The organism is Janthinobacterium salmonicoloratum (assembly GCF_051380845.1).
Taxonomy (GTDB): Bacteria; Pseudomonadota; Gammaproteobacteria; order Burkholderiales; family Burkholderiaceae_D; genus Janthinobacterium; species Janthinobacterium lividum_F.
In genome coordinates, this window is the sequence record NZ_JBNYXV010000005.1 from 282,518 (window position 1) to 302,632 (window position 20,115).

At 59.9% G+C, this 20,115-nt stretch carries 19 protein-coding genes; 10 read left to right on the top strand and 9 right to left on the bottom strand.

Translation table 11 applies throughout. The features are described 5' to 3' along the window. Positions 1-21 precede the first annotated feature (21 nt). From ACQ4WY_RS22750 to ACQ4WY_RS22765, 4 genes are all read right to left on the bottom strand, one after another. Positions 22-393: a VOC family protein gene (locus ACQ4WY_RS22750; RefSeq protein ID WP_436506024.1), complete on the bottom strand. Its 372-nt coding sequence runs from the start codon at positions 391-393 to the stop codon at positions 22-24. 111 nt (positions 394-504) lie between these two features. Then, a complete protein-coding gene (locus ACQ4WY_RS22755; protein ID WP_436506025.1) occupies positions 505-1,776 on the bottom strand; it encodes a YncE family protein in 1,272 nt (423 codons plus the stop codon). A 55-nt stretch (positions 1,777-1,831) separates the two neighbouring features. Continuing rightward, a complete protein-coding gene (locus tag ACQ4WY_RS22760) occupies positions 1,832-2,722 on the bottom strand; it encodes a creatininase family protein (protein WP_436506026.1) in 891 nt (296 codons plus the stop codon). Positions 2,723-2,875: 153 nt separating this feature from the next. Continuing rightward, positions 2,876-3,343 (bottom strand): SRPBCC family protein, encoded by a 468-nt coding sequence (locus ACQ4WY_RS22765; RefSeq protein WP_436506027.1) that lies wholly within the window; start codon positions 3,341-3,343, stop codon positions 2,876-2,878. Positions 3,344-3,659: 316 nt separating this feature from the next. Between ACQ4WY_RS22765 and ACQ4WY_RS22770 the strand changes: the two genes are divergently transcribed. From ACQ4WY_RS22770 to ACQ4WY_RS22795, 6 genes are all read left to right on the top strand, one after another. Further along, on the top strand, positions 3,660-4,136 hold the full coding sequence (locus ACQ4WY_RS22770) for a hypothetical protein (protein WP_436506028.1): 477 nt from the start codon (positions 3,660-3,662) through the stop codon (positions 4,134-4,136). 524 nt (positions 4,137-4,660) lie between these two features. Further along, positions 4,661-5,215, top strand: a complete 555-nt coding sequence (locus ACQ4WY_RS22775; protein WP_436506030.1) for a hypothetical protein — start codon at positions 4,661-4,663, stop codon at positions 5,213-5,215. 258 nt (positions 5,216-5,473) lie between these two features. After that, positions 5,474-5,731: a hypothetical protein gene (locus ACQ4WY_RS22780; RefSeq protein WP_436506031.1), complete on the top strand. Its 258-nt coding sequence runs from the start codon at positions 5,474-5,476 to the stop codon at positions 5,729-5,731. A gap of 119 nt (positions 5,732-5,850) precedes the next feature. Then, on the top strand, positions 5,851-6,108 hold the full coding sequence (locus ACQ4WY_RS22785; protein WP_436506032.1) for a hypothetical protein: 258 nt from the start codon (positions 5,851-5,853) through the stop codon (positions 6,106-6,108). Between the two features lie 130 nt (positions 6,109-6,238). Further along, positions 6,239-6,694 carry a hypothetical protein gene (locus tag ACQ4WY_RS22790; RefSeq protein ID WP_436506033.1) on the top strand — a complete coding sequence of 152 codons (456 nt, stop codon included), beginning with the start codon at positions 6,239-6,241 and terminating at the stop codon, positions 6,692-6,694. 973 nt (positions 6,695-7,667) lie between these two features. Further along, positions 7,668-8,222 (top strand): hypothetical protein, encoded by a 555-nt coding sequence (locus ACQ4WY_RS22795; RefSeq protein ID WP_436506034.1) that lies wholly within the window; start codon positions 7,668-7,670, stop codon positions 8,220-8,222. Positions 8,223-8,702: 480 nt separating this feature from the next. Here ACQ4WY_RS22795 and ACQ4WY_RS22800 read toward each other — a convergent pair whose 3' ends face one another. Both ACQ4WY_RS22800 and ACQ4WY_RS22805 read right to left on the bottom strand, forming a co-directional pair. Further along, positions 8,703-9,005 (bottom strand): HNH endonuclease, encoded by a 303-nt coding sequence (locus ACQ4WY_RS22800; protein WP_436506035.1) that lies wholly within the window; start codon positions 9,003-9,005, stop codon positions 8,703-8,705. A gap of 169 nt (positions 9,006-9,174) precedes the next feature. Further along, positions 9,175-9,297 (bottom strand): hypothetical protein, encoded by a 123-nt coding sequence (locus ACQ4WY_RS22805; protein WP_436506036.1) that lies wholly within the window; start codon positions 9,295-9,297, stop codon positions 9,175-9,177. Positions 9,298-9,503: 206 nt separating this feature from the next. Between ACQ4WY_RS22805 and ACQ4WY_RS22810 the strand changes: the two genes are divergently transcribed. Then, a complete protein-coding gene (locus ACQ4WY_RS22810; RefSeq protein WP_436506037.1) occupies positions 9,504-10,979 on the top strand; it encodes a serine hydrolase domain-containing protein in 1,476 nt (491 codons plus the stop codon). A 330-nt stretch (positions 10,980-11,309) separates the two neighbouring features. Here the strand turns inward: ACQ4WY_RS22810 and ACQ4WY_RS22815 are convergent, their stop codons facing one another. The 3 genes from ACQ4WY_RS22815 to ACQ4WY_RS22825 all read right to left on the bottom strand — a co-directional run bounded on the left by ACQ4WY_RS22815 (position 11,310) and on the right by ACQ4WY_RS22825 (position 15,398). After that, the gene (locus ACQ4WY_RS22815; protein WP_436506038.1) at positions 11,310-12,956 is read right to left on the bottom strand and encodes a methyl-accepting chemotaxis protein; all 1,647 of its coding nucleotides are present in this window, start codon (positions 12,954-12,956) and stop codon (positions 11,310-11,312) included. A gap of 80 nt (positions 12,957-13,036) precedes the next feature. Further along, positions 13,037-14,158: a patatin-like phospholipase family protein gene (locus tag ACQ4WY_RS22820; RefSeq protein WP_436506039.1), complete on the bottom strand. Its 1,122-nt coding sequence runs from the start codon at positions 14,156-14,158 to the stop codon at positions 13,037-13,039. A 313-nt stretch (positions 14,159-14,471) separates the two neighbouring features. Continuing rightward, entirely contained in the window at positions 14,472-15,398 is a 927-nt protein-coding gene (locus ACQ4WY_RS22825; protein WP_436506040.1) for a LysR family transcriptional regulator, read from the bottom strand. A 125-nt stretch (positions 15,399-15,523) separates the two neighbouring features. Between ACQ4WY_RS22825 and ACQ4WY_RS22830 the strand changes: the two genes are divergently transcribed. The 3 genes from ACQ4WY_RS22830 to ACQ4WY_RS22840 all read left to right on the top strand — a co-directional run bounded on the left by ACQ4WY_RS22830 (position 15,524) and on the right by ACQ4WY_RS22840 (position 19,876). Beyond that, positions 15,524-17,059, top strand: a complete 1,536-nt coding sequence (locus ACQ4WY_RS22830; protein WP_436506041.1) for an MFS transporter — start codon at positions 15,524-15,526, stop codon at positions 17,057-17,059. 242 nt (positions 17,060-17,301) lie between these two features. Next, a complete protein-coding gene (locus ACQ4WY_RS22835) occupies positions 17,302-18,519 on the top strand; it encodes a maltoporin (protein ID WP_353657844.1) in 1,218 nt (405 codons plus the stop codon). Between the two features lie 346 nt (positions 18,520-18,865). After that, on the top strand, positions 18,866-19,876 hold the full coding sequence (locus tag ACQ4WY_RS22840; RefSeq protein ID WP_436506042.1) for a substrate-binding domain-containing protein: 1,011 nt from the start codon (positions 18,866-18,868) through the stop codon (positions 19,874-19,876). Positions 19,877-20,115: the final 239 nt, after the last annotated feature.

Consider the following 20,115-nt stretch of genomic DNA (forward strand, 5'->3'; position numbering starts at 1 on the left):
CTCTTCAGGAAATGCCCGGCGTCAAGGCTCGGGATGGTGGCAGACGGCTTCGACATTGTGACCATCCGGCCCCAGCACGAAAGCGCCATAGTAATTCGGGTGGTACAGGGCGCGGATGCCTGGCGCACCATTATCCTTGCCGCCTGCTCCCAGCGCGGCCTTGTAAAACGCATCCACCTGGGCACGGTTATCCGCCGCGAAGGCGAGATGCATGCCGGCATGCGGCGCGCCGCCCACGCCGAACCAGAAATCGGGCTTGCCATCCTTGCCCAGACCGACCCAGCCCTGCTCTTCCATCACCACCGATACACCAAGGGGCGCCAGGGCGGCCGAAAAGAAGGCCTTGCTGGCCTGTGCATCGCTGACATTCAAACCGATGTGATCAAGAATCATGATGGCGCTCCCTGGAGATAGTGGAATGGAAGTACAGTATGCTCCAACATTGCCTTTTAAGCAACCGCAACTACGAATCCGGCTGCTCCAGGGAGATCGCCATGCGCCTGCCTAGCGCAGGTTGCCCGTATGGCCGAGCGAATAACGGCCCGGCTGCGGCCACACGGTCAGGCCGTGCGGTTCCTGGCCGACTTTCACCTTGGATACATCGCCGCTGTTCGTGTCGATGCGGTAGACCACGTCGTCGAAACGGCCTGACAACCACAGATACTTGCCGTCGGCGGACACATTGCCCATGTCGGGGCTGCCGCCGCCGGGAATCGGCCACTGCGACACCACTTTTTCGCTGGCGAAATCGATCACGCTGACGCTGCCCTTGCCGTTGCGCTTGCCGTGAATGCGGTGCGTGCCGCGGTTGGCCACGTACAGTTTCTTGCCATCACGGCTGGGGTACAGCCCGTGCGCGCCCACGCCCGTCTGGATGAAGCCGATTTCCTTCAGGGTGGCGCCGTCGACGATGTGCACGCCATCGGCGTCCATGTCGGCGATATAGAATTTCTTGCCGTCCGGCGAGATGCGTATGTCTTGCGGCATGCCCTTCTTGACGCTGCAGATTTCATTCGCCGGGCCGCCCACGGGACCGGACTCGGCAAAGCGCTTGGCCGGCATCTGCAATTTCAGGTAGCCGTCGACCTTGCGGCCCACCAGGTCGATCTTGGCGATGGTGCCGTCGAATTCGCAGGTGAACATGGCGTAGCGGCCGTCATTGGAAAAATCGGCATGGTTGATGCCGCCGCACTGGGGCGTGTCGATCGAATATTGCACCGCCATGGTCTTCGGATCGCGGAAATCGAGGCGGTGACGCGCTTCGGCCACGACGATGGCCGACTTCCCGTCCGGCGTGTAATACATATTGTAGGGATCATCAACGGGCACTTCCTTGCCCGGCTTCCCCGTCAAGGGGTCGATCGGCGTCAGACTGCCCTTGTCCGTGCGCTCGGCATTATTCGCCACCCACAGGGTGCGCAAGTCCCACGACGGCACCACGTGCTGCGGCCCACTGCCGACCTTGAACTTGTCGACCACTTTCAGGCTTTCCTGGTCGATCACATAGACATCGTTCGAGCGCAAGTTGGGCACGTAGACTCTGCGCAAGTGATCCTTGACGACGGGGCTCATATTGCTGCTGGCGATGCTGCCGTACACGTTTTTCGGATCCACCAGCGGCGGCATGCCCGGCAGCGGGGAATAGGCGGCTGCCGGCGCTGCGGCGGCAGGGGCAGGCGTACTGGCGCCGATGACCTGGCTGGCCACGCCCAGGCCTGCCAGTGCGGCAGCCAGGGCGGACAAGGTGACGATGGTGCGTCGTTGAGATTTTTTCATGTGATTTCGCGTCGTTTCGTTGCAAAAGCCGGAAGTTAAGCACTTCCAGCGGAAATTATTGATTACGTTGCAGCAGTTGCCGGATGGCGGCCACCGAAGTGTCCACCTGCAGCTTGATGCCGATCTGGCCCAGCTCAGCCGTGGCACGCGTGGCGTCGCCACGCACGCCGTCCGCCACACCGGGCTTCGGTCCGTGGGCCATGGCTTCGCTGCGCACCAGCGACGGATCCGTCGCCAGCATCAGCGCCGCGTCCGCCAAACCCGCGTGCAGGCCGATCTCGGCGCTGCTGTGGCCCCGCTTTTGCAGTTCGGCAACATAGGCCGATTGCGTGATGTCATAGTAGTCGAGCAAGGCGTAAGCACGCGCATCTTTGGCGGAAGAAGCTTTTCCCCAGGCACGATTGAGCTTGTTGGCCACGTTCTGTTCGTTCTTCTGGTAGCCGCCATGGTCGCCGAGGAAGATAATGTCGCGGAAACCATGCTGGCGCAGGCTGGCGGCCGCCCCTTCCAGCACGGCTTCGAAGGCGGCGGGCGGTATCGAAATCGTGCCAGCAAAGCGCATGTGGCCGGCCGGCGGAGAAATCGCGCCTTCCGGCACGTAGGAAACGACGGGCGCGACGATGGTGTTGCCCAGCTTTTGCGCGATCTGCTTCGCCAGCATGCCGGCACGCACATTGTGCTTGCCCAGCGCGATATATGGCCCGCTCTGCTCGACGCCGCCAATCGGCACCAGCACGGTGGTAGCGCCGTGATCGATACGGCTGCGCAGCTCCGTGCTGGTCAGCTCTTCCAGCATGACACTGCTGCTGGCAGGCGCAGCAGCCATGACGGGCGTGACCAGCAGATACGAAAACGTCAGGGCGAACAGGGAAACGAGGGGCTTGCGTGAAAGGCGGAGCGTGAAAGGCGCGCAAGGCGCCGTTCGCTGGGAGAACTGCAGAGTCATAAGCCAACATCTTTCCGAGGTCAAAGCGTGGCGCCATGCCCGGCCTTGCCAGGCAAGCTGGCTGCCACGCAAGAATTGTATTCCATCATGACGGGAACGGCACGTTAATTTGACGCGGCAGTTTGAAAGGAATTGACGAGGGGAAACTATCTATCAGGCTGTTGTCGCGTTAGCCCTGTCCGCCTCGCCATCATGGAGCGTTTCCTTGCGTTTCTCGGCATAGGCCTTGAGCGAGCGCATCGTTCTGGGTAGCCCTTCCCGAACTTGCTTGGCAACGCCTGGCCCGAACAGAAAGGCAAGCGCTCCAGTGAACCACACGCGGTGAACGACTTCCGATCCGCCATCTACCACGGCAACCGTGTGCTCGAAGTGGATGCGAAACAGGGGGATGTAGCCCTCCACGGTGAACGAGCGGCCTGCAGTACGCTCGGTGACAAGCATCGGAATACCCATCCCCTTGCTGGGCACTATCCTGCCCTGTGTTCCAACCGCGAATGCTCCATTGAGCCGGGCTTGCTTTGTATCCGGATCCCACAGGTGCCATCGGTCGACTTCGCTCCAAATTTGGTCGATGACCGTGGGCGGGACTGCAATGCGGATGCTTTCTTCGATATGCGTCAATTGGGTATCTCCCTATCATTTTGATGAAGTTGAAGTAATTGAGCCTTCTATCCGGCGCCGTGCAGCATCTGGATATTGGTCAGCGGCATAGCATTCATCATGCAATGTCTCCATGATCATTGCGCCAGGCAAAAGATACTGCGCTAGCCGAAACAAACACCGCGGCTTTTCCTTTGCATCGACAAAAATAGACTTGCCGGGATTGGAGGATACACTGTAGTTTGTCGGCCATATCAATATAATTGAATCTTGGCGGTATTTGTCGCAGACAATGTCAGGCCGTGCTGGCCGTAAGAATATTGCATTTTAAGAAACTATGGAAGCAACACATTGGCGGGTTCAAGAGCTGAAGCATCACGCAGCGGATATCGTTTGGCTTGATGCCGAGGGTGCTCGCCGTGCGTATGATTTAGTGGGCCTACATGACTCGAAGACGCATCTCGGCCTGGACATTAACACCGTTGGCTCAATCGAGCGGCTCGAATTCGGCAATGATGCGGCCGTCGCGACCAAGTGGTTACGTGCGCGTGTGCCGGAAATTCAGCAGGTCGTAGTGGTGTTTGGAGAAAACGAATGTTTCTTATGCAGCAGCGTGTTCCTGATCGAAAACTGGTCGGATATTTTTGTCCCTTCGCGTGACGACGCGATGGTCTATTCGAACGACACGCCGCTTATCCTGTTTTATTGCCATGAGAATGAATTCGAGGTGGGGCAGCGCATTGTTTCTGATGAAAGGTCGCGTTCGGCCAAAAGCGGACGGATTGCTGGAACGCAGATATTATTTCAACTGTAGTGGAGGCGGGAATTCAAAGCTATCTATTCGCATCGTCAAACGAAGCAAGTGCAAGCGCGTCTTTGTCGTTTGAAGCATTAACGGCGGCAGCCGGTGACGAGCTTTTCGAGGTTACGCTCGCTAGTGATGGTGAATTGGAGTTGCTGATGGGTTTGCTTGGCATTGAACCATTGCACTCCATATCGTTGCGGTTTAACACTGAGTTCCTTGCGCTCTTCGATTATTCCGACAAGTTTTTACCGCAACTGACTCAGGAAGACTTTGACGTATTTTATGAGAAATGGCTACGATTGACTCACCGGAATTCAAGTATGGATGAGTATGGACAGCTATTGTTTCTTCAAGGGCGGGCCGCTAGTTGGAACAGGATGGCCAGCAGATTCATACTCCGCGTAGCCCCAGTGGCATCAGCGGAGTGACTCCCACCGACCACAACGGGACGATCAAGCGCACCCCGTGTACTGGATCGGCAGCTATGCAGCGGCCCATCGGTCCTGAATATTTTTTCTAAACTTACCACCACCATGACGATTTCCGAATTTCTCACCGACGTTCGCACCCCATACATTGACACCTTCGCACGGGTCGCCACTCAACTTGTATCGCATGTAGAGCCGGCATACAGGCAAAGCGATGGATCGCTGGCCGTCGAAGGCTCACTCGGCCTTCCTTGCAGAGTCGACGTCATCCCGATGGAAGGGAACACTGCGGGCCAGACGATTCAAGTCGACTCTGAGACCCAGTTGGAGTTTGATGTAGTCACTTTTGCGTCGGGTGCAGGTACAGTGGTTCTTTCACCGTTCGTTTGGGATTGGATGCCACTCGAAGTGCTTGGTCTGAGCCAAGAGGCCGCTTCAAACGTCTTTAAGTCCTGGTTCCTGAAGTGGTTCGACACCGACGACGAAAATGCACCTACCGAAGAAGGCCTTTTCGGCGTCGTACACTTCATGTCTGAGCTGGAACCCACGGAGGCGGGTTGGAGAGTTACGGTGGATCTTGGCTCGTCGCCGGTGAGCGCAGTTGAAGACCTCTTGTTCCAAATATTGGATGCCGGTGCATCTCAAGTTCGTGTCGGCTGACCCCGTAGTCAATCGAATGTCTTGGCAAACTGCAAGCCCGTCCCTTTTGTCGAGAGTTTTTCTCATAAGTGTCGCGACAGGGGGCATCACCTCGACCAGAGAATGCCCGCTTTGCGACGACAGAACAGATTAACCGTTCGTCCGCTTTGGGGCGGAACCTGCCAACGACGGCAACCGGCCAGAAGCGGACGGTCGCGTTTTTAACCTTTCCTTCGGCCGAGCTTAGCTGCGCAGCTGATCATTTACCTTGGGCTACTCGTGAGAACAAATTTTCATTGCACCTCGATCGAAGATTATGGCAACGGCCGATTAGCAATTGTTCGTGGTTCATTATCGTCGGGAGCTGTTTCCCTAGGGATGTCACTTCAGATTGGATTGAGCGGCACATTTGGCATGACGGTTCCAATCACTGGCATACTCGATTCCGGCGAGCTATTGATTGACTGCGACGATCAGGAGGGCGTGGAGATGCTTCTTGCATTTGATGTGGCGAACGAAGATATCGACCTTGGGTAGAATTCAATATCGCCAGGCCTGCGTTCAGATGTCCGTTTTGGGGCGGAACCTGCCGATGACGGCAACCGGCCATAAGCGGAAGTTCACGACGTTATTGAAGTGTAGTTAAAGGTTGTCCTATGATTAGTAAAGATAACGCTCCGGCAGCATGGGCCATACTGATGTACGAGCTTGAAGATGCGCAAGAACACTTGACCACGCTCATATCGAAGATGAGTAGCGAGGCTGACTACGATGAGGTAAATCTTCGCATTGACCTCGGCCATGTGTTTGCGCACTTGAACAGGGCTTGGCATCTGCGTGACTTGACGGAAGACCTCGATCAAGAGCAGTGGCAGCGCGCCGGCCAATTTCCCAAGGACTTAGACCCGATATAGTTCGTGGACGATTGGCTGGATTCGGCCATTTCCAGACGGTCACTCCTTCCCTGTAATTGATATCGTTCTGTCCGAAATTTTTTGATAGCAGCATACGTTGATTGTGAACTCTACTTGATTGGCATCTTTCATGGATATCCAAACACGCCTGCCACTCCTCGTTCCGAAAGCAATCGCCTGGGCACAGGAGCAGTCTCATCTCATACTGCGCAGCGGCTTTACCTTGAATGAGAAGGGACAGGCGCTCGCGACGCACGTGGGCGTTGCGAAGCCTGGACTAGTCCGAATCAAGCACGTCTCGGAGCTGCCGATGCCGGAAGACCCGTTGCTGCGTGAAGTCGTCGATGCTACCGGCCTAATTGGTCCGAACTTGGCGGGAATGACCCTTGGCTATGGCATTTTCATCGTGGAGAGATATGCTGATGTACGGCTCATTTCCCATGAGCTGCGCCACGTACAACAGTACGAGAGCTTCGGAAGTATCGAAGCGTTCATGCTTGTGTACTTGGCCCAGATTGCTTCCGTAGGCTATTACGATGCACCGCTTGAACAGGATGCACGCGCCTATGAAGTCGATGCGATCTAATTTGGCAATCGACGAGCACGTCGTGTCGATTGTCGGTCGCCCGCCTAATGTCCATCGGTCATCACTGCTGCTTTGCAACTTCTTGAGAAGTAGCTTCGGAGCGTAACCTGCCAACGGCAGCCACCGGCCAAAAGCCGACGCTCGCCGTGGCAGCAAACAACTTGTAGTCGGATAGAGGTTTGACGATGCGAAATACATGCAGTATATGCGGTCGAAAACTGGACCAGAAAGATGACCCTCTATCAGTTGACTGTGGTGGCGATTGTTGGGGCTGCATCGGCGAAATTGAAGCAGACATGGGCGACGAGTATTCGTTAACCAAGGTCAGGGAGGAGTTGGCGAAAGAACTCCGCCCACGATGGGTTGATACGAGCTCCAATTTGTCATCAGAGGTTAAGAAATAACAAGACGGCTATCGGCCACAAGCCGACATTCGAGAAAAATAAATCTAGCTCACAGATAGAGTTTTAGTTTTTAATTCGCAACTCACAAACGAGGCATCTGATGATCCTACTGAAGTCGTCACTGGCATTTCTTTTCGCTGTTGCTGTTTCTGTTTCTGGCTGCACTACAACCCAAGTAGCTGGTTCCTGTCTAACCTCTCCGGGTGGTGCCTGCTACGCAGGACCAGGCGGACCACTGTACGCGGGTCCGGGCGGTGCCATGTACGCAGGACCTGGTGGTCCGCTATATGCAGGCCCAGGTGGTGCTTGTTATGCGGGTCCCGGCGGCGCTTGCCAGACCTTGAATGAGACAAGCAAACAATGCCCGTCAATTTGCAAACCCGTGGTATCGGCAACGGCCCCAAGCAACTGACACCCGTCAGCTCGCTAGCCAGCATCTTCATACCAAGCCGTCGCATTAGCCTTAGATGATAGTCAGGTATGCGGGCGGAACGCCACCAACGACAGCTGCCGGCCACAAGCGGACCTTTAAATGCAGCCAGCACCTAGAGCGAAATGACTCTCAACTAATGATCAAGCTTACGGATTTACAAAGTTCTCGCGCAGTTGTTGACGACCTTGCACAGGCCTATGATTTCGACATCGACCGCGCTTCCCGGGACTATTCGTGGATAAGATTCACTCCGGAACACAGGTTCCTTGTGATCGCAGGCGAAAGCACGGGCGGCGCATTTCTCGCGTACGGCGACGGCGACTTCGACCAAATGCCAATACTTTATGTAACGTCCGAAGGCCAGGCGGGTAAGGTCGCTTCCAATCTCAGTGAATGGCTCGCCATCGTTGTAGCAGTACCTTACTGGCAAGACTTGCTCCATTTTTCGGGCGGTGGCGACCTAGCAGAGATGCGAAGAACAGCTGAACTTGTAAACGGAAGATATGCAGAAGAAGTCGCAGACAGTACGAGGACGCATTTGATGAAGGTCCTGGCTATGCAAGAGATTTCGGATCCCATCGCGGTTTTTCATCGCAACGTTACTGCCACCGATTGCACCGTTGTTGCTGCGGATGGCTGGCGGTACGAGTCACTTTTCAATAAGTTCAGATCGGACGACTTGCGTATCTGAAATCAGTTGGGCAGCAGTGATCGTCCGGTTTGGGGCGGAAGCGGACGGAGCCGATTAGCGCTCTGAATTGCCGACAGTAGCTTAGACTCTCCTGATCCATCGTTCTTGAATGATAAGAAACCGATGGATCGTGCTATGGGCCTGGGTGCCCTGCCAGGCGCCGGGGGAGATATCTCGTAGCTGCCTGATCCAACGGCGAGATCGGGTCCGACCTGTCTATCCCCTGCCCTACACAGTCTTTCGCCGCGCGCAGGCAACAGCTGGTCTTCCCTCGCCATAACAAACGGCGAGGATGGCATATCCGACCGAGTCGGTAGCAGAGCGCCTGCTTCTGCGCGCTATAAGTTGCCGACGACAGGTGCGTGATTACGAGCAGCGCATTGACGTATCAGAAAACATGATTGACTTGGCAATGGGTTCGCTGCTACTGCATCGGCTACATTTCCGCCAAGTTATAAACTGTCTCTCAGACCGCGATTTTCAGCGTGGGAATTTATACCGTACCAGCAGCGTAGGTCCCTTGCCGCTGGGTGGCGTCAGCAGTATCTCGTCACCCGGCTGCATCTCTTCATACATCACCGTGCAGCAGGTCGGCATCGAATGGCCGCGCGCCGGGTACACGCCAACGTCGGTGTGCAGGGTCGCAGCGCGCACGTCCACGCTGGTCTCGCCGGCCTTTCCTGCTTCTTGCAGCAGTTTGCGCAGTGCGGTGACGAAGTCCCCTTTGCTGAGCCTGGCAGGGGCTTGGTTTGCTTTCGGGCGAGCGGTTGCGTCGTTTTTCATGGCAGTTTCTTTCAGTGTATCCATTCCCGCCACTATATCATTCGCCCCTAGCGGCATCTCCTGTATGAGCTCTCCCATGGTCTCAGTAAGCGTAAAGTCAGCGCCGTCTTGAGCCTGGCGTTGATTTGGCAGATGATGGCATCACACCGCTGGGTAGCGGCATGTTTTTTTAAGCTGAGGGGAGCTGTGCGGCGCAGTTCCAGGGCAGGAAGTCGTCGACCCGGCTGAGCGGATGATCGGCGATATTGCTTGCGGCGCCCCACCCTACCATCAGATCCAGGGCGAGCAACATGGCAGTCTGCTGCTCTGTCCCCGGCTGCTCCTCTCTGCTTTTGTCGGCACTGACCCCGCTGTTTTTGTAGGTAATGCTAGCGCCGCGTAGAGATTTTGGTGAAAACAAACGGCCTAGACCAAGCTTTCCACCGTCCGTCGCAAATCCAGGGAGCCTCGGGCAACGCTCGATAAGATTAGCCCATCCAATTAATGAAAGGGAAACTTATGCGCATTCGTCTATGGCTATCGCCAGTCCATGCTTCAAGCCGCGCGCTACGCCTGGGAGCCTTACTGGGGGTGGCGGCATGTAGCGGCTCCGCCCACGCGGGCGAGTCCGATATAGCCGGGCGTATCGCCGGCGGGCTGCGGCCGCGGGTGGACATCGCAGGCGAGCCGGCGCAGACCTTCGATATCCAGCAGCGCCTGCGCCGCTATAAGGTCTCCAGCGTCAGCGTGGCGGTCATCCGCGACGGCAAGATCGCTTGGGCCGGCGTCTACCGGCAACCGTCCGCACCTGCGGCCAACACCGACACGCTGTATCAGGCCGCGTCCATCAGCAAGGGCGTGACCGGCGTGCTGGCGCAGCGGCTGGCGGGCAGCAACAAGCTCCAGCTCGATGGTCCGGTGGACGTCTGCCTGCGGCCGTGGATCCTGCCCGCCGGACAGCAAAGCCCCGAGCATCCGGTGACCTTGCGCAATTTGCTCAACCACACCGCAGGGGCGACCGTGTCCGGCTTCCCCGGCTATCCACCGTCGCAGGCGATCGCTACGGACCTTCAGGTATTCAAGGGCGAGCCGCCGTCGCTCACGCCGGCGGTCGTCATCCAGACCATCCCGGGCGCCGCCTATGCGTATTCCGGCGGCGGCTACACCATCGCCCAAGTCGCCATGCAGCAATGTCTGCGCACGCCTTTTGCGGAGTTGATGCGCCAGCAAGTACTTCAGCCGCTGCGGATGCAGCGCAGCACATTCGCGCAGCCATTGCCGGCGGCAGAACACAACCGCGCGCGCGGCCATTACGCCGATGGCAGCGAAGTCGAAGGCGGGGCCTTCGTCTATCCCGAACTGGCGGCCGCCGGCCTGTGGACCACGGCCAGCGACCTGGCGCGCTTCGCCATCGGTGTCCAGCAGTCGTGGAAAATCGGCACGGACTTTCTGAGCCCCACCAAGGCGCGCGACCTGCTGACGCCGGCGCTGAACAATTATGCGCAGGGCTTCTTCGTGGTCGGCGATGGCGAGCACAAACGCTTCATGCATTCCGGCGGTAACACCGGCTTCAAGAGCACCTACGCGATGTATCTCGACAGCGGCAACGGCGTAGTAGTAATGACCGACGGCGACAACGGCAGCTATCTTGGCGGCGAGATCGTCAAGGCGGTGGCGTCCGCCTACGACTGGCCGGACTTCAAACCTCGCCTGGCCCAGACGGCGGCGCTGGACCTGGCGACGGCCACACGCCACGTCGGCATCTACCAGCTCGACAATTTCGAGGGCCGTTTCGCCAACCGCTACGAACTGCGCTTCGACGGCAAGGACTGGACGATGGTGATGCCGGACATCGGCGCCACCCGGCTGGTGCCGACCGGCAAAACCAGCCTGGTGTCCCCCGAGACCGGCGATATCATCGAACTGACGCAGGATGGCGCCCAAGACCTGCTATTGATCGGGGGGCGCAAGGCCCACCGCAGCCCGGACAGCTGAATCGTCGTCTTTTAACGAAGTATCGTGTCGAAGTGCGTCAAGCTTTCTTGCGCCGAGAAACCGATTGGACATAGTCTTCATGAGTAATTTACGCGTGCATAGCGTCTTTCGTAACGTTATATGAATGTCTGCTGCTGGCTGCAAAAGCGGACTCACACGTCCAAAAGCTAGACAGCCCCCCCCTGACTAGCGAGGAGCCGGCTGTTACCCCTCCTTCCGCCTTGCCAGCCCGGGCAACGTCACGTCCCGCTTACAGCTGCCGAACATCAACGCTCCCACAGGATAAAGCGCCACCACCAAAACCCCGGCGTACCGGGGCCGTCACAAAGTTTAAGCGCGTGCGCTGCGGCCGGGCAGCGCCAGGCGCTGGCCGACGGCAGGTGTAACCCGGGCCGGCGAGCCGCCCGCCACTTTCAACGATTTTGCCTGGGTGTCGCCACGCAGGCGGAACACGGCCACCACGTCGACCAGTTCCACGGCGCGGTCTTGCAGCGAGGATGCGGCGGCGGCGGCCTCTTCCACCAGGGCCGCGTTTTGCTGGGTCACCTGGTCCATTTGCGCAATGGCCTGGTTCACCTGCTCGATGCCGGCACTTTGTTCGTGGCTGGCGTTGGCGATGTCGCCCATGATGTCCGTCACGCGCAAGATGCTGGCGACGATTTCTTCCATCGTCGCGCCAGCCTGGTCAACCAGCGCGCTGCCCGTGTTGACCTTGTCGACGGAATCCTCGATCAAGCCCTTGATTTCCTTGGCGGCAGCCGCCGAACGCTGCGCCAGGTTGCGCACTTCCGTGGCCACCACGGCGAAGCCACGGCCCTGCTCGCCCGCGCGGGCCGCTTCCACGGCCGCATTCAGCGCCAAAATATTGGTTTGGAAGGCAATGCCGTCGATCACGCCGATAATGTCGGCGATCTTTTTCGCCGATTCATTGATCGAGCCCATCGTGCCCACCACTTGCGCCACGACGGCGCCGCCCTTGCGGGCCACGTCCGAGGCGGACACGGCCAGCGAGTTCGCCTGGCGCGCATTGTCCGTATTCTGGCGCACGGCCGAGGTCAGCTCTTCCAGGCTGGAAGCGGTTTCTTCCAAGGAAGACGCCTGCTGCTCCGTGCGCACGGACAAGTCCGCATTGCCGGCGGAAATCTGCGCGGCTGCCACGCTGACCGTATCGGCCGAGGCGCGCACGGTGGCGATCACGCCGACGATGCGCTCCAGGAATTTATTGAAGGCGGTCGCCGTGCGGCCCACTTCATCCATGCGCTCGACGGGCATGGCGGCGGACAGGTCCAGCGAGGCGCTGACACGCTCCAGTGTGTGTTCGATATTGCCCAGGCCACCGCTGATGGTGCGGTAGATATGCCAGGCCAGCGCGCCCGTCAGCAGCACGGCCACGCCCAGCACAGCCAGCATGGTGTTGAACGCCGTGTCGTAGGCGGCCAGGCTTTCCGCCTTCACGTCGTCGACCAGCTTGTTGTTGTAGGCGATATGGTCATCCATGCTCTTTTTCGCGGCGGCGGCCGTGATGGCCAGTGGCGTGCCGGCCAGCAAGGTAGCGCGTACGCCATCCATGTCGCCCGCGTAGGCGGCGGCAAAGAATGGCGCCAGCGCGCGGCGATAGGCTTCCATGGCGGCCTGGTCGGCGTCGAGCATCTTGCTGTCCGTCGCGTCGTACAGGCGCTCGGCACGATAGGTGGCGATGACCTTGTCAAAATTCGTATTGGCATCGGCCACGGCCTTGTCCAGCGCCGTCTTGTCGGTCAAATTAGAGAACACGGACAGGCGGTAGCCGGCCAGGCGCGAGTCGGCCAGGAAACCCTTGGCCGCATTCAAGCCCTGGATGCTGGGAATGATGCGGTTTTGCACGGTATCGAAACGCTCCTGGGCGCGCTGCAGCTGGATGGCGCCACCGGCGCCCAGCAATAGCAGGGCCAGCAAGGCGATGGTCAGGGTCAGAATTAATTGCTTGGTGATATTCATGGTGTTTCACAGTAAAAAATGTGGCCTGGCAAGGCCAGGCAGGATAAGTAGCTGCCGATCAGGCGGCCGGGGATCGGTGGCTAGGCCGCCAGCGGGGAAGCGTCAGGCGTGCGGCGCAGCAAGTCGCCATGCTGGCGGCAAAACGCCAGGCCCGCCTTGTGGCCCACGTCGAACAGCAACTGCATGTTCGAGCTGGACCAGTCCAGGGTGTCGGGCCAGTGCTGCTCCGGAATGCCGCCCATCAGGTCGAGCTTCAGCAAGCGCCGCTTGGGCTGGCCCGTGCTCCTGTCCGTGTTGTGCTCGAGTTCAAACAGGCGCAGCTCGCTCTTGGAAATTTTCACCAGCGGCGTGATGATGGAGCGCACCCAGGCGTCGTACAGGTTGCGCGGCTTGCGCAGCAAGCGCTCGTCGCCCAGGATGTCGAGGATGACCAGAGTGTCGGCGTCATGGTGCTCGCCCTTGCCTTCGATAAACGGATCGAAATTGAGCGTATCGAGCGCCGCGCCTTCGATGTAATCGTCGCCAGCGATGGTCGTGGGTGCGTACAGGAAGGGAAATGACAGGGCCGCACGCACATGGATGGCTTCGATCTCGTGCTTGCCCCAGATTTGCATGCGATGCTCGCTGAGGTTGTAGGCATTGATGTAGAAATCGGGGCGCATGCGCGCCACGCCGGAGAAATCCACGGCTTTTTCCAGGAAAGGCAAGTGCGCGCACAGACCCAGGCTTTTCGCCGACAGGTCCGATGGCGACAGCGACGACACCATCAGCTTGCCCCAGTCCGACCATGCCGTGGGCACGCCCGCAAACGTTTGCTGGAACGCCTGAAAAAAAGGATTGTTGGCCGGCGGCTGGAAGGCGTCGCGAAAGGTGCTCGCGTGCATGCCCGGCTTCTGGAACACCTTGTAGTTGATCGGGATCATCTTGTAGATGCTGTCGGCCACGCCCGTGTCGGCCCAGCTTTGCAAGGCCTGGCGCGGCGTGGCTTCATGCGGCGTCGTGTAAAGCAAGCCCATCAACACACCGGCGCCCGAGGCGGAAATGACGTCGAACTCGATGCCCTCGTCGAGGAAAGCGGCCAGGGCACCGGCGATCAAGGTGGAATTTGGTGCGCCGCCACCAAGCAGCAGACCTGTTTTACGAGCCGGTTTCGCTGTCGCGGCTGGCGCCTGATTTGGCGGCGTCGTCATCACTGTCTTCATGCACACTCCCTGAACGGAACGGGGTTACCACCCCTTAATTGTTGGTTACTACACGCTTATGGCGCCTAATCCTGCACATGTTCCCGCAAGCGGCCAGCCGATGCAATGTTGCAGAAACAGATATGAAATTAACATAAATAAATTCCTTATGGCAATTTCCATAACGCATGACCGGTATTCAGGAAGGCCATAAGCTGATGCCGTGCGGCATGGCGTGATGCGGCGCAGCAAATATAAATCTAACGCGGTTAGGAATAATCGCTTTGGGGTAGGAATATTCCCCAACCAGCCGCCAGTGCGGCGGCCAGGGGCATCAAAGGAATGATGCAGGGTCGGGATGGGGTGAAGAAAAATGCAGGTGGGTACACAAATGGTCAACAAAGACGCGAATTTTGGGCGACAGATGGCGGCTCGATGGCCACAGCACCCAGAACTTGCTCGAGTACAGCAAGTGTTCGGCCAGCACGGCTTGCAGTTCGCCGCGCGCGATGGCGTCGCGCACGATAAAGTCAGGCAGGTAAGCGAGGCCCACGCCCTGCGTGGCGGCGCCGATCAGCGCTTCGATATTGTTGCAGGTCAAGGCCGTCGGCAAGCGCAGCTCGCCGCCGCTGTCGCCCTCGGCGCGTTGCAGCGCCCATTCCTGTAATTTTCCCGTGGTGGGAAATTTATAGCGCACGCAGGCGTGCCCTTCCAGCGCGCGCGGCGTGGCCGGCACGCCATGGCGGGCGAAGTACGCGGGAGAGCCCACGATGGCAAAGGCAAACGGCCCCAGCTCGCGCGCCATCAGCCGCGAATCCGTCAGAGTGCCGCTGCGCACGGCCACGTCGACGCCTTCGGCCACCACGTCGACCAGGCGGTCGTTGAAATCGAGGTCGAGCTCGATCTCCGGGTACCGGCGGGTAAAGTCCGCCAGCAAGGGCAGGATGATGCGGTAGCCGATCACGGGCAGGCTGACTTTGAGCTTGCCACGTGGCGCCTCGGCCAGGTGCGACAGTTCCGCCTCGGCATCACCGAGGTCGGCCAGGATGCGCTGGCAGCGCTCGTAAAACAGCGCGCCCTCGTTGCTCAGGCTGATGCGCCGCGTGCTGCGGTTGAGCAGGCGCACGCCCAGCTTTTCTTCCAGCCGCGCCACGCTCTTGCCTACGGCCGAGGCCGACACACCGAGCAAGCGCCCGGCCGCCACATAACTGGACGTTTCCGCCGCGCGCACGAAGGCGGCGATACCGTTCAAATTATCCATGACACCTCGATTGGGGAATATTTGTCCGCTATGAGTGGATTTTCAACCACTTTTTCATGGATTGCGTCCATATTATCATCAGATTCCCTCTTTTTGGAATCATTCCCATGGATACGAATCACCGTATGAAGCCTGCCTCCCCGGCCCGGCGCGCCTTCGTGCTGGCCGCCGTCTGCCTGGCCGCGCTATGCATGCCGCTCAGTTTTACGGGGCCGGCCATCGCCATTCCCGCCATCGCCGCCGACCTGCACGGCACGCCGCTGGCGCTGGCGTGGATCACGAATGCCTTCATGCTCAGCTTTGGCGGTTGCCTGATGGTGGCCGGCGCGCTGGCCGACCGCTACGGCCGCAAGCGCGTGTTCTTGCTGGGCATGGGCGTGTTTTCCGCCGCCGCGCTGGCGCTGTCGGCCGCACCGGGCCTCCTGTGGCTCGATGTGCTGCGCGCCGTCCAGGGCCTGGGCTGCGCCATGGCCCTGTCGAGCGGACTGGCGGCCCTGGCGCAGGAATTCGAAGGCTCCGCCCGCACGCGCGCCTTCAGCCTGATCGGCACGGCCTTCGGCGTGGGCCTGGCCTTCGGCCCCTTCCTGGCAGGCATATTGATCACCCACACGGGCTGGCGCGCCATTTTTGTCGCCACAGCCGCGGCCGGCCTGACCGCCCTGCTGACCGCTGCGCGCGCCATGCGTGAATCGCGCGACCCGCAAGCCCAGGGCGTGGACTGGCCCGGCGCCCTGACGTTTACCGGCGCCCTCTCCTTGTTTACGTATGGCTTGCTGCAGGCGCCCGACAGTGGCTGGGGTAGCGTCGCCAGCCTGGGCCTGCTCGGTGGCGCGGCCTTGCTGCTGGCCATTTTCATCCGCGTGGAGCGGCGCGCCGCGCGGCCCATGCTGGACTTGACCCTGTTCCGCTTGCCCGCCTTTGCAGGCGTGCAACTGCTTGCGGCCGCGCCCGCGTTTTCCTTTGTCGTGCTGCTGGTATTGCTGCCGGCCCGCTTCATCGGCATCGAAGGCTACACTGCGCTGGAGGCGGGACGCATGATGATCGCCCTGTCCGCGCCCATGCTGGTGCTACCTATCCTGGCCGGCATGGCGGCGCAGCGCCTTGCCCCCGCGCACATTTGCGCCAGCGGCCTGCTGCTGGCGGCGGGCGGCTTGCTGTGGCTGTCCACCTGCGCACCGGGCCATTCGCCCGCTAGTTTGCTGGGGCCGCTATTGCTGATCGGCTGCGGCATCAGCCTGCCCTGGGGCTTGATGGATGGCCTGGCCATCAGCGTCGTGCCCGTGGAGCGGGCCGGCATGGCGGCCGGCATCTTCAATACGACGCGCGTGGCGGGCGAAGGCCTGGCGCTGGCCATCGTCAGCGCGCTGCTGGGCACGCTCACGATGGCAGCGTTGGGCAAGGTGTCCGGCCTCGCCCCGGAGCAGGCCGCGCTGGCGGCACCCTTCCTGGCATTGGGCGAGTTGCGCCATGCCGGCACCCTGCTGCCGCAGGCCGGCGCCGCCGAGCTGGCGCAAGCGTATGGCACGGCCTTCCGCCACTTGCTGTATGTGCTGGCCAGTATTACGACAAGCTCGGCCCTGCTGATCCTGGCCTTCCTGCGTCATCCGTCCGACGCCATGGCGGATACCACCGCACTGCCCGCCTGTAAGCTGCGGAACTAAACCCTCGCACTGATCCACCACCATCCACTCTGCCGTACACGGCGGCGCCCCAAGCGCCGCCGCCCTTCCTGATGTTTCTCCGCAACACCTCAAAAGTGTAAGAAGAATTCAAAGAACAAAACGAGTTTACTTATCAAAGCGCTTTGAACTATACTCAAAGCGCTTTGAAACATATTTAAAGCGCTTTGGTTGTGCGAAGTGATGCGCGCCGATCCCACACCTATAAAAACACTGGAGACACAATGAACAAATTCTTCTTGAAAGCGTTGCCAGCGGCAGTGCTCATGGCCTTGAGCGCGTCGGCCCAGGCTGCCCTGCCGATCGACTTCGGCGGCTACATCCGCTCGGGCTTCGGCACCAGCAGCGAAGGCGGCAAGGAAGCGTGTTTCGGCCTGGCCGGCGCATCGTCCAAATATCGTCTGGGCAATGAGTGCGAAACCTACGGCGAACTGAAATTCGGCGGCGAAGCCTTCAAGGCAGCCAACGGCACCACCTTCCGCATCAATACCCTGGTGGCGTTCTCCGTCAACCAGAATCAGGACTGGGAACAATCGGACCCGTCGTGGCGCGAAATGAACGTGGTGGCCGACAAGATCGGCACGGGCGCCTTCGCCGAAGCGCGCGCCTGGGTCGGCAAGCGCTACTACGACCGCCAGGACGTGCATATCACCGATTACTACTTCTGGAATAACAGCGGCCCTGGCGCTGGCCTGGAAAACATCGACCTGGGCGTCGCCAAGCTGGCCTACGCCATCGTGCGCACGGCCGACGACACGGACAGCAAGCGCATGGGCCTGTCCCACGACTTGCGCTTCTCCGGTATCAAGGTCAACCCGGATGGCGAACTGACGCTGGGCCTGCAATTCAATCAGAAACGCAACGCGCAAGGCGCGGCCCCCATCGCCAGCGGCCATTTACTGACCATCATGCATACGCAAGGTAATCTGCTGGGCGGCTTCAACAAGGTGGCCTTACAGTACGGCAAAGGCAGCGCCGCCAACACGGGCGGCTTCAGCCTGGGCGCCAGCAAGGATGACAAGGTCGTACGCCTGACGGAACAGATCATGATCCAGCCCAAAGGCGCCTGGTCGGGCATGGGCACCTTCGTCTACGAAGACAAGGAAACGGCAGGCGTGAGCAGCAAATGGACGTCGATCGGCGCGCGTCCTATCTACCACTTCACGGACAACTACAGCCTGGCCGTGGAACTGGGCCACGACATCGTCAAGCCGGAAGGCGGCGAGAGCCGCAACCTGACCAAGCTGACCTTCGCGCCGCAACTGTCGGCCGGCAACAGCTTCTGGTCGCGCCCCGTGCTGCGCGCCTTCTACACCTACGCCAAATGGAACAAGGCAGCCCAGTCGGCCGCCGCTGCGGAATCGGCGCTGTCGTCGACGGGCGTGTTCGGTGGAAAAACAAACGGTAGCTCCGTCGGCTTCCAGGTCGAGTCCTGGTGGTAATCGCAGGCTTCTAGAACGTTGGCAAGCGTCCACGGACGCTTGCCACTGGCAGCAACACCGCCCGCTCTCCAAGGGGCATGCTTTAACCGGACCCACCATTTCGCCGCTGCACGCGATGGCCGGCAGCTTCAATGTAGTGATTCAGCAGTATCCTCTTTTAGCGCGGGCGCCCCTGGGTTTGCCCGCGTATTTTTTTGGGCGCTGCCGCCGGTCGTCATGACCCTGATCATTCCGGCATTTATCAGATAAACTACCCCTAATCGCATTGCACTGCTCCGCTCCCGCCCACCGGCAGGACGCTGCCAGCGGCAAGACCCATCCAAGATAGACCCCGACTGCAGCATCCATGAACCTCAAAAATCTCGCCAAAACGCTAGGAATATCCGAAACCACCGTCAGCCGCGCCTTGAATGGCTATCCGGAAGTGAGTGAACGCACGCGCGAAAGGGTGCTGGCCGCCGCGCAGGCGGCTGGCTACCGTCCCAATCCCATGGCGCGCAGCCTGGCCGTGGGACGCACGAATATCGTCGGCATCATCTACCCGCTGATGCCGAACGACCTGGCCGACCCCATGTTCATCGAGATCGTGGGCGGCATGTCGGAAGCGCTGGAAGCGCAGCAGATGGACATGATGATCGCCCCCGCGTCGGCCACCAATGAATTTCACACCTATGAACGCATGGTCAAGGGGCGCCGCATCGATGGCCTGATCGTCGGACGTACCAAACCGTTCGACGAGCGCATCGCCTACCTGGCGCAGCAGGGCATGCCGTTTGTCGCGCATGGCCGCACGCAGCTGAACCAGCCGCACGCGTGGTTCGACTACGACAACGAGGCGGGCATGGGCCTGGCCGTCGAGCGCCTGGCACAGCTGGGCCACCAGCGCATCGGCCTGATCAGCGCCACGCCGGACCTGAATTTCGTGCGCCAGCGCGTCGAAAGTTTCCAGCACGCCATGCAGGCGGGCGGCCTCGCCGTCGACCCGGACAACCTGGTCGACAACGCGCACGACCGCCGCGCCGGCTACCAGGCCATGCAGCGCCTGCTGGCCCGCTCGCCCCGCCCCACGGCCGTCATCGTCGATAATCACATGTCGGGCGTGGGTGCCGTGCGCGCCCTGCTCGACGCGGGCATCGCCATCGGCCGCGAGATGTCGCTGATCGTCTGGGGCGTGATGGAAGATTCCCTGGCCGGCCACAACGTCACTACCGTCGTCCAGCCCGACCCGCGCGGCGCGGGCGCGAAGATGATCCACATGCTGCTGGCCCTGATGGACGGCACGCCCGTCACCGACTTGCAGGAACTGTGGCCGTGCGAACTGTTGCCAGGCGAGTCGGCGGGACCCGTGCCGAACTAAGCGTTTCCCCCTCCCTTACGCCGCCGGCCGCCTGGCCGGCAGCGCCGCATCGTTGTCCTGAATCACCCTCATAAAAAAATCGTATGTCTGGCGCGTGTATCGCTTTACTTTTCAAAGCGCTTTGAACTATACTCATTTCATACCCAAAGCGCTTTGAATTTTAAAATAAGACGTTAGCCTACCAACCAGCAGCGCTGCCCTGATAGCCAAGGCTACAGGCAACTTTTAAGAAATCATTC

Excerpts from the sequence above, each read along its gene's own strand:
- ACQ4WY_RS22760 (WP_436506026.1), bottom strand. The coding sequence starts at position 2,722 with ATGACTCTGCAGTTCTCCCAGCGAACGGCGCCTTGCGCGCCTTTCACG.
- ACQ4WY_RS22785 (WP_436506032.1), top strand. The coding sequence starts at position 5,851 with ATGATTAGTAAAGATAACGCTCCGGCAGCATGGGCCATACTGATGTAC.
- ACQ4WY_RS22815 (WP_436506038.1), bottom strand. The coding sequence starts at position 12,956 with ATGAATATCACCAAGCAATTAATTCTGACCCTGACCATCGCCTTGCTG.
- ACQ4WY_RS22750 (WP_436506024.1), bottom strand. The coding sequence starts at position 393 with ATGATTCTTGATCACATCGGTTTGAATGTCAGCGATGCACAGGCCAGC.
- ACQ4WY_RS22810 (WP_436506037.1), top strand. The coding sequence starts at position 9,504 with ATGCGCATTCGTCTATGGCTATCGCCAGTCCATGCTTCAAGCCGCGCG.
- ACQ4WY_RS22840 (WP_436506042.1), top strand. The coding sequence starts at position 18,866 with ATGAACCTCAAAAATCTCGCCAAAACGCTAGGAATATCCGAAACCACC.
- ACQ4WY_RS22755 (WP_436506025.1), bottom strand. The coding sequence starts at position 1,776 with ATGAAAAAATCTCAACGACGCACCATCGTCACCTTGTCCGCCCTGGCT.
- ACQ4WY_RS22775 (WP_436506030.1), top strand. The coding sequence starts at position 4,661 with ATGACGATTTCCGAATTTCTCACCGACGTTCGCACCCCATACATTGAC.
- ACQ4WY_RS22820 (WP_436506039.1), bottom strand. The coding sequence starts at position 14,158 with ATGAAGACAGTGATGACGACGCCGCCAAATCAGGCGCCAGCCGCGACA.
- ACQ4WY_RS22790 (WP_436506033.1), top strand. The coding sequence starts at position 6,239 with ATGGATATCCAAACACGCCTGCCACTCCTCGTTCCGAAAGCAATCGCC.
- ACQ4WY_RS22795 (WP_436506034.1), top strand. The coding sequence starts at position 7,668 with ATGATCAAGCTTACGGATTTACAAAGTTCTCGCGCAGTTGTTGACGAC.
- ACQ4WY_RS22835 (WP_353657844.1), top strand. The coding sequence starts at position 17,302 with ATGAACAAATTCTTCTTGAAAGCGTTGCCAGCGGCAGTGCTCATGGCC.
- ACQ4WY_RS22830 (WP_436506041.1), top strand. The coding sequence starts at position 15,524 with ATGAAGCCTGCCTCCCCGGCCCGGCGCGCCTTCGTGCTGGCCGCCGTC.
- ACQ4WY_RS22770 (WP_436506028.1), top strand. The coding sequence starts at position 3,660 with ATGGAAGCAACACATTGGCGGGTTCAAGAGCTGAAGCATCACGCAGCG.
- ACQ4WY_RS22800 (WP_436506035.1), bottom strand. The coding sequence starts at position 9,005 with ATGAAAAACGACGCAACCGCTCGCCCGAAAGCAAACCAAGCCCCTGCC.
- ACQ4WY_RS22825 (WP_436506040.1), bottom strand. The coding sequence starts at position 15,398 with ATGGATAATTTGAACGGTATCGCCGCCTTCGTGCGCGCGGCGGAAACG.
- ACQ4WY_RS22805 (WP_436506036.1), bottom strand. The coding sequence starts at position 9,297 with ATGTTGCTCGCCCTGGATCTGATGGTAGGGTGGGGCGCCGCAAGCAAT.